Origin of the sequence: Microcoleus sp., from assembly GCF_049646505.1 — a bacterium.
Taxonomy (GTDB): Bacteria; Cyanobacteriota; Cyanobacteriia; order Cyanobacteriales; family Microcoleaceae; genus Microcoleus.
In genome coordinates, this window is the sequence record NZ_JBARVX010000224.1 from 1 (window position 1) to 8,294 (window position 8,294).

General features: G+C 45.6%; 8 protein-coding genes and 1 pseudogene. 3 read left to right on the forward strand and 6 right to left on the reverse strand.

All coding sequences use genetic code 11. From position 1 onward, the window contains the following. Positions 1-179 precede the first annotated feature (179 nt). Positions 180-2,075 carry an ATP-binding protein gene (locus WBA89_RS12140; RefSeq protein ID WP_424406674.1) on the reverse strand — a complete coding sequence of 632 codons (1,896 nt, stop codon included), beginning with the start codon at positions 2,073-2,075 and terminating at the stop codon, positions 180-182. Between the two features lie 831 nt (positions 2,076-2,906). Then, on the reverse strand, positions 2,907-3,134 hold the full coding sequence (locus WBA89_RS12145) for a hypothetical protein (protein WP_424406676.1): 228 nt from the start codon (positions 3,132-3,134) through the stop codon (positions 2,907-2,909). Between the two features lie 361 nt (positions 3,135-3,495). Between WBA89_RS12145 and lepA the strand changes: the two genes are divergently transcribed. Both lepA and WBA89_RS12155 read left to right on the forward strand, forming a co-directional pair. Continuing rightward, complete coding sequence (gene lepA, locus WBA89_RS12150; protein WP_424406678.1) at positions 3,496-5,310, forward strand: translation elongation factor 4; 1,815 nt, start codon at positions 3,496-3,498, stop codon at positions 5,308-5,310. 240 nt (positions 5,311-5,550) lie between these two features. Further along, on the forward strand, positions 5,551-6,174 hold the full coding sequence (locus tag WBA89_RS12155; protein ID WP_424406680.1) for a hypothetical protein: 624 nt from the start codon (positions 5,551-5,553) through the stop codon (positions 6,172-6,174). Between the two features lie 65 nt (positions 6,175-6,239). Here the strand turns inward: WBA89_RS12155 and WBA89_RS12160 are convergent. Continuing rightward, positions 6,240-6,611 (reverse strand): annotated as a pseudogene (locus WBA89_RS12160) (DUF5958 family protein); the annotation flags it as partial. Between the two features lie 20 nt (positions 6,612-6,631). Beyond that, positions 6,632-6,862, reverse strand: coding sequence for a ribbon-helix-helix domain-containing protein (locus tag WBA89_RS12165; RefSeq protein ID WP_424406682.1), 231 nt, complete (start codon positions 6,860-6,862; stop codon positions 6,632-6,634). Positions 6,863-6,925: 63 nt separating this feature from the next. Here WBA89_RS12165 and WBA89_RS12170 point away from each other — a divergent pair, with 63 nt between their 5' ends. After that, on the forward strand, positions 6,926-7,216 hold the full coding sequence (locus tag WBA89_RS12170) for a hypothetical protein (protein ID WP_424406684.1): 291 nt from the start codon (positions 6,926-6,928) through the stop codon (positions 7,214-7,216). 73 nt (positions 7,217-7,289) lie between these two features. Here the strand turns inward: WBA89_RS12170 and WBA89_RS12175 are convergent, their stop codons facing one another. Next, complete coding sequence (locus WBA89_RS12175; protein WP_424406686.1) at positions 7,290-7,871, reverse strand: Imm30 family immunity protein; 582 nt, start codon at positions 7,869-7,871, stop codon at positions 7,290-7,292. Continuing rightward, on the reverse strand, positions 7,868-8,294 hold a 427-nt coding region (locus tag WBA89_RS12180), incomplete at its 5' end, for a hypothetical protein (RefSeq protein WP_424406688.1). The genes WBA89_RS12180 and WBA89_RS12175, both read right to left, overlap by 4 nt.

The window sequence follows — 8,294 nt, forward strand, 5'->3', positions numbered from 1 at the left end:
ACTGACAACTGAGAGAGAGGGCGGGCCAGGGGGCACCTACGAACTAACAACTAATAACTAACAACTGATAACTGAGAGGGCGGACACGGGGGCACCTACGAACTAACAACTAATAACTAACAACTAATAACTAATAACCAATAACTAATAACTAATAACTAATAACTAATAACCAATAACTAATTTTTAAAGAGCGGTTCTTGATAAAGCGGCACAGTAAAAGTAACAGTCGAGCCGAGTCCTTCCCCCATACTGTAAAAATTTACTGTACCACCCATTGCTTCTATTAGTTTTTGAGAAATAGCCAATCCCAAACCTGTGCCGCCGTATTGCCTGGTACGAGCGCCGTCCACTTGAAAAAACGACTGAAATAATTTATCTTGCTTGTCGAGAGAAACCCCAATCCCAGTATCAGCAACTCGAATTTTTACCATTCCGGGGAACTGCTGGTTGTGAACACTCACCTTTTTTCTGATAACTTCGGCACTGATCCTAATTCCTCCTTCCTGGGTAAATTTAATTGCGTTGCCGCTGAGGTTCAATATTACCTGAAGCAGGCGTTGGTAGTTGCCGTATACCAGAATTTCGTCCTCGGCAGCGGGTGTTTGGATTTGAAATTGCAATCGCTTTTGCTGCACTTGAACCTGTGTAAAAGTCTCAACTTGCTGCAACAGTTCGCCGAGTTTGACGGGAGCAAAGTCTAACTCCATTTTGCCTGCTTCGATTTTAGCGATATCCAAAATATCGTTAATCACATTGAATAAGTGTAAGGCCGATCGGTAAGCTTCTTCGATAAATTGGTGCGCTTCTTCGGGGTCATCTGCCATGCCGTCTACAAGCAGTTTGAGGAAGCCGAGGATGCCGTTGAGGGGGGTGCGGAGTTCGTGGGAAGTATTGGCAAGAAATTGACTTTTAAGTTGAGAAAGAGCGACGGCTTCGGCGCGGGCTTGTTCTAATTCTTGGTAAAGTGTAGCGTGGGCGATCGCGCTGCCGACTTGAGCGACTAATTCGCGGGCGAGTTCGAGTTCGACTGGACTCCATTTCGGGGAACTGCCGCAGCGGTGCAAACATATCAGGGCATTAGGTTGTTCTTCATAGGAGGTAGCTGCTACGAGCACGGAATGGCGATCGAACGGATCGGCGACGGGGGAGGCGTAATCGACTGCTACGGGTTTTAAAGTGGCTAAAGTTTCAATCCACCCAGGCTGTTCGGCGGCGCGGAGTTCTAATCCGAGCATCGAAGAGTAAGGTTCTTGCCGGTACTCAGCTACTACTTTAAAAGTTTTCGATTGGAGACTGTCGATTTGATCTCTCGAAAGCGGAGGCGAGCAATCGCTGGCAATTAATTCTTGTAATTCGGGGGTACAGACTGGAAAATCTTGCTGATTTTCTGAGGCAATGTATGGGGATATTTGGATTGTTTCGCTGTTTTTTTGGGAGGAACAGATGATGCAGCGGCTGGCGTTCAAAACCTCACCCAAACTGTTAGCTGTTTGCTGCCAAATTGTCTCTAAATCGAGGGTTTTGTGTAGATTTTGAGCGATTTGGGAGATAATTTTGCGGTCGATTTTCGGGGAGGAAGAAAGCGCTCTACCGATGCGGCTGGCTGGATACAGCATTTGTTCGCGATCGTCCGGGGCAGATGGCAATGCTGGATCTGCCATGAATTCTGGGGCATCTGCTGACAATTCTGCGGGTTTGTCAGACAGCAACCTTCCCATAACTAAGACTTTTGTGGCTTTCCCGTTTGAGTCGATCGCCGGAGTGACTGTCAAATCGAACAGAAAATATTGTCCGGCGTGACAAAATGGATAGCTGAACCGTTGCGGGACGAGGGTTTCGATCGCGCTGCACAGGATTTTGAGATAAGGCGCGGGGGCGATTGGTTGCAGGGTTTCGCTGAGGGGGCGATCGACAATTTCTGCTGCACTGAGGTTGTACTCCTCGGCTTTTTCCCAGTAAAAAGATAGATATCGACCCGTTGCGTCTTGGGTAAATACTAATTCTGCCCCTAACTCTTCAAAAAAGGCTGTAGAGGCGAGGCTCGATCGCCGGAAATCTGTGTTAGAGTCCATCAGATTAGGGGATAAAAGTAATTCGGATGTTTGAGTTTTGACTTTTTGATGCTAAACTCAATACTCAAAAATGTTTTGGGCTTCGGGGGTTAATTTGTGAGTTGTGGCTTTCGGAAGAAGCAAGTTCGGCAACGGATTCGTCTGGACGGATTTAACGGATTTAACGGATAGAAGGAAGCAGGAAGAAGCAATATAATATCTCCTGTTTGAGCAAGGCGAGAATCTCCTAACCTTCGGGCGCGGTTGCTATAGCGAGTCAACTACAGAGTTGTGGGATATTTAATTAATGATTCATTTATCACAACTCACAATTTACAACTATTTTAGGCTTCTAAGCTGTTGTGCACTTAAATTGTATATTTTGATGACAATAAAAAATCGTCAAATCCTCTCCCCCTCTCCCCCTCTCCCCCTCTCCCCCTCCATCGCCATACACAATCTATACGAGCAACAGCTTACCATTGCGTTTTGAGTTATTAGTGAGTTCGCAAATAATATTTTTTTAATTTAGAACTATACTCAAAACTCAAAACTATTTGCGATCGGCAGTTTTGGGTAATTCAACTATAAAAATTAAGATTTAGGAATTAGTAGCTTGCACAGATTAACGAACTCGTTTTAACATTACGTCAAAATTGGAGGCCCAGAACAACTCAAGCCCAGGGCCCGACCGCGCATTTTTTCCGTCGCCAAGAAGAGTTCCGAGGTTGTGAGTTAGCCCGCGCCAGCACCGAACAACCTGTAGCTTTCGCGGAGAAATCTGCCGGTTATCGGGCGATCGCAATTTCACCGCCATGAATATTTGCGCGCGCCGTCTCAGGCTGCAGAAACTCAGTCGTTCCACTCGCCGCGGGGCGGGACGGGCGGGTTGCGGCGCAAGCTCATGGCGCTATCGTCTTCGCGGCGTTCGCCTCTGAGCCACTGCTTGATTGCTGTTTCAATTACTTTGTTGGGGTCATTGGTCAAGTGCTTAATTTGGTCTAGCAGTTCAGGATCGATATGGATGGACAGTTCCACTTTTTCTGATGAACTGTGGGAGGGTATACTTGACTCGCTCATAGTTAAAAAATCCTAGTTTTAATTCTTAAGTTTCAATTCCTTCTAGGAATTTACGCTTTTTTGTTGTGAAGGAAGTGTTTTGAAGGAAGTGATGCGTTACTCCTAGTAGAGATTCGCAGCGGATCAAAACCTGTATTTTGTACACCCTGACCGTCCCGCTTCCATAATTTGACCAAATTATCTGGTTGTTGTCAACCGCCAGCTTGTTCTCACCAATATTTTTGAGGTGGCGAAGGCCCGGAGTAGAGCAACCTGACTGGATTGGAGGTTTGAGAGGGGATGTTGGCGATCGGCTTTTCCCCTACCGTTCAACAGCTTTCTGTACAATACAACAAAAGTCAATATTTTGCCGATAGGTTTTATGACTAACGTTCCTGTATCTCGCATTCGTAATTTTTCGATTATTGCTCACATCGACCACGGAAAATCCACTTTGGCCGATCGCCTGTTGCAGCAAACTGGGACTGTGCAAGCACGGCAGATGAAGCAGCAGTTTTTAGACAATATGGATCTCGAACGCGAACGCGGCATTACGATCAAGCTGCAAGCGGCTCGGATGAATTATACTGCCAAGGACGGTCAGGAGTACGTGCTCAATCTGATCGACACTCCCGGACACGTAGACTTCTCCTACGAGGTGTCGCGATCGCTGGCAGCTTGCGAAGGGGCGCTGCTGGTGGTAGACGCATCTCAAGGCGTGGAAGCACAAACCTTGGCAAATGTCTATCTTGCCTTGGGAAATAATTTGGAAATTATTCCGGTTTTAAATAAAATTGACCTGCCGGGGGCGGAACCGGAACGGGTGAAAGGGGAAATTGAAGAAATTATCGGTCTCGACTGTAGCGGGGCGATTGAGGCTTCTGCTAAGGAAGGAATTGGTATTGATGAGATTTTGGAGGCGATCGTCGAAAAGGTGCCGCCGCCGCAGGATACTGTTGATAAACCGCTCAGGGCGCTAATTTTTGACAGCTATTACGATGCTTATCGCGGGGTAATTGTGTATTTCCGGGTGATGGACGGAAGTGTCAAAAAGGGCGATCGGGTTTTGTTGATGGTTTCGGGGAAGGAATATGTCATCGATGAATTGGGCGTGCTTTCACCGACTCAAGTTCAAGTAGACGAACTGCACGCGGGGGAAGTTGGTTATCTGGGTGCGGCAATTAAAGCCGTAGCTGATGCTCGCGTCGGGGATACGATTACTTTGGTCAAGAAGCCTGCACCGGAGCCTTGGCCCGGTTATACGGAGGCTAAGCCGATGGTTTTTTGCGGCTTGTTCCCGATCGATGCCGACCAATTTCCCGACTTGCGGGAAGCTTTGGAAAAACTCGAACTCAACGATGCGGCGCTTTCCTACGAACCGGAAACTTCGAGTGCGATGGGATTTGGTTTTCGCTGCGGTTTCTTGGGTTTGCTGCACATGGAAATTGTGCAGGAAAGACTGGAAAGAGAATACAATTTGGATTTGATTGTTACGGCTCCTTCTGTGGTTTATCAAGTCACAACAATTAAAGGGGAAGTGTTAACAATTGACAATCCGAGTCACTTGCCAGATCCTCAGTATCGGGAGAAGATTGAGGAACCTTATGTGCGGGTAGAAATGCTGTCGCCGGAAAACTATGTGGGGACGCTGATGGAGTTGTCTCAAAATCGGCGGGGCATTTTTATGGATATGAAGTATCTGAGTCAGGGGCGGACTACGCTGGTTTATGAGTTGCCTTTGGCGGAGGTGGTGACGGACTTTTTCGATCAGATGAAATCGCGATCGCGCGGTTATGCGAGTATGGAGTATCACCTGATCGGTTATCGCGAAAATCCGTTGGTGAAATTGGACATTTTAATTAATGGCGATCCGGTTGATGCTTTGGCGATGATTGTGCACCGGGATAAGGCTTACAATGTGGGCCGCGGTTTGACGGAAAAACTCAAGGAGTTGATTCCGCGCCATCAGTTTAAGGTGCCGATTCAAGCAACGATTGGTGCTAAGGTGATTGCTTCGGAACATATTCCGGCTTTGCGGAAGGATGTGTTGGCGAAGTGTTACGGCGGCGATATTTCGCGGAAGAAGAAGTTGCTGCAAAAGCAGGCGAAGGGTAAGAAGCGGATGAAGTCTGTTGGTACTGTGGATGTGCCGCAGGAGGCTTTTATGGCTGTGCTGAAGCTCGATCGCGATTCGTAGTTTGTGTGTAGGGATTTTGTTTGGAACAGGCCGTCGGGCCTGTTGCAGAAAGAGTGAGTTTTATTGTGGGACGGGCATCTTGCCCGTCCCTAAAAGGCTTAAATTAAAATGGTGTAATATCAATTCCTCTCTTCATCGTCCTGTATTCATTTCTCTCTGTGTTCTCTGTGGTTAAATCATTCCGATGCAACCGGAATTGATATAAAATGTCGGGTATAATTATCGAAATTTTATATAATCATGTTAAATCTAAAGCTTCCCGAACAAAGGCGAAAACTTTACATTGAAATTGCACTGCGTAGATGTCGTCCCGGTAGCGGCAGCAGTCGAGAGTTTCTGAAGAAAAGAACGTGGAATCATCCCGTGACAAACATTAAAACGATTATTCAAAACACCCTTTTTGTAGTAGTAGGAGGGATTGCTACTCGCCTTTATATGCCTGAACGAATGACCGATGATGTGGATATTTTAGTATTAACTGAGGATGCTGCTAATCTTTATCGAGAATTAGAACAAGCTGGTAGCAGGAGAACGGGAGAACTTAGCATTGGGGGGAGCACTTGGGAATTGCCTGATGGTACTTATTTGGATGTAATTGAATCAAGAGATGCTTGGGTACGAGAGGCAATTAGAAATCCAAATAATGCCCCGGATGGGTTGCCAATTATCGGATTGCCTTATTTGGTTTTGATGAAACTAAAAGCTAGTCGCGGTATAGATATAGGGGATTTAACGCGGATGTTGGGAGGGGCTGATGAAACTGCTTTGCGGTTGGTAAGAAGGGCTGTACAAGATTTCCTTCCTGATGCTGTGGAAGATTTAGAAAGTTTAATTGTTTTGGGAAAGTTAGAAATGGGTGAGTAAATGCTTTGTTGCAACTCGCGCCGAATTTCATCTAAAACTTTGCGATCGCTCAAATCGCGGTGCCACCAGTGGCTACAGCCATCTTGACAATATTTGCAGTACCTGCGCGCATCGGCAATTGCCAATAAACTCATTAACAGGAAAAAGGTTTTGATAAATTCTGAGGGCGGCAGTTTCAAAAGCTTTGCCATTTGTTCTTTTAATCGCCCTATACTCAGTAACACACAAGGGGTGTAAGTTGGGCGAAGTTTTGATTTGGCAATTGCTAGGGAAACATCTTCTTCTCGCGCCCCTGTTTGGAGGGTCATGTAGGATAGCCGCTGCAATATTTCCTGCTGGTATTCGGTTGGGAAGCTTAAAAACCAGTTTTTTGCATCTTCTTGGCTAATTAGGGATTGTTGAATTTGATTGATTGTAATCTCATCAGTTAGATTCATTTGCCTCTCCTAAGTTTGGTTCAAATATCTGTTGATTTGAGCTTGCCGGATGCTTTTGCTCGATCGATCGCATCTTGAATCAGAAGGTAGACAAAGTTGGAGATCGATCGCTTTTCGAGATCGCACAACTTTTCGAGATCCTTTTTAGCCTGTGTTGGCAAAACCACTGAAATCCGCTCGCTGTCGCTCATGCCTTGCAATCTGTTGGAAGTTTCCCCTATTGTGCCACCTCGCCCGTCCAGCTCGTGCATCCACAGTCAGCTTTATGCTTATTTATGCACACTAATGCTTACTTTATGTTACTTTTATGGGTAATGTCAGAAGCCAGCGCATCCACCGACCAAGTTTCTGCGCTGGCTCTGGCTCCGTTTAGCAATGGAGACTCCTCTATTATGAAATACGAAGGATATTTGAAGCCGTGGGCAGTTGCCCGCTTGCTTCCCACTTTGCAATGGGCGATCGTCGGTCGCTATCGCAGCCGATCGGATGCGGAGGGACATCTTCAGTTGTTTCGGCAACGAGTGCCCAACATCCGATTTGAAGTGGTGTTTGATTTACCCAAAGCCGAGGATAACTTTTTTGAGGGAGGGTTTTTGATAAGTTAACTGTCAAATTATCGAGGGCGATCGCACTTTTGGAGATTAAGGGCGATCGCTCATCCTGAGAGCGGCTTACATCTTATTTGATCGGTTTAATTTCGGCTATTGGCCGATCGTCTTGCAAGAGTACCAAGATATTCCCATCTTGGATGAGTTTAATAAAGCTCGACAAATCCCTCTGAATTTCATCAATATTAATGTCGATCGCAGTTGCGCCGGAAATAACTGACTCAGCATGGGAAGATAAAGGAGGGGATTCATTAGCCACTATTTCTCGCAGCAAATGCGTACATAAATCCCGATTTTGAGAATGGGTAGAATGTAACATCTGGCTATATAAATTTCTGGCTAAATCCTGATTTAGAATTCCATAAAGTAGAATCATTGTCCATTCTTTAGCATTCACAATCATTCTGTCTATGCTATCAATAAACGCTTGCAACTGGTCTTTTAGCTCAAAAGACTCCAGAAAATGAATGAGACCATACATGACTTCATGTTGTTCGCATCTGTCATCGAAAACTAGATAAAGTGCTGGCAAATATTCGCTATCATGATGTAGGGCAAGTTCGGCTAAAGTGTATTCAAAACTCATTACTTCCTCATCAGATAGCATGAATTTATTAGCATTTAATGTTTCTATTAATTGAGTAACGTTCATCTTATCTCTCCCATTTTATCAAAAGTACCCGACCATGCCAGTTTGTTTTGTTTGATGACTTGTTGTAAATTCCGCCTAATTTGTGGTGTATACACCCTATCTTGGCGATAAATCGATCGCACATTCCACACTGCAAGAGCTAGAGCTTGCCGGGGTGATAGACTAAAGTCTGGTCTTTGTCCATAGGATTGTGTACGCCGATGACGGCCACCCCTTCCTGGATATGGCTGTTCCATCAAGATAGCAATACCCTTGTTTCTAGTGTAACCAGAGATTCCTATTTGTTTCATATAAGCATCGGATGGAATATGGTGGGGTGTAAGGTTGTCCCCGGTGCGGCGGATTTTGTTCAAGTCGCCAAACTGTCCGACTGTGCTTTCACCTGGAAGTAATCTAGGTATGTTAGTTGCCACTTTTATTTTT